A 265-nucleotide genomic window follows, 5' to 3' on the forward strand; every position below is an offset into this window, starting at 1 on the left:
TTCTCGTCGATTTCTTTCCTGCGATTGATTCAATCGTTCGAGGGCTGTTGTACTTTCGGCAAAATGCTCCACTTGCCCGTGACTAATGCTTTCGACGAGGCATTGAACTTCCGCTAATTTTTCATCAGCAAAGGCCAGTGCCTCTTTCACAATCGGATTCAGCTGGTCTTCATGACGGATTGTTACAGGTACATGCAGTAAGCTGGACGAGGGCTGCAGCCATAATCGGTCTTTCGGGACACAGTCGATAATCGTATCCACAAGT

At 47.5% G+C, this 265-nt stretch carries 1 pseudogene; it reads right to left on the reverse strand.

From position 1 onward, the window contains the following. Positions 1–265: pseudogene (locus RYX56_RS22955) on the reverse strand (5-methyltetrahydropteroyltriglutamate--homocysteine S-methyltransferase); the annotation flags it as partial.

The organism is Alkalihalophilus lindianensis (genome assembly GCF_032843265.1).
In the GTDB taxonomy this organism is placed as follows: Bacteria; Bacillota; Bacilli; order Bacillales; family Bacillaceae_D; genus Alkalihalophilus; species Alkalihalophilus lindianensis.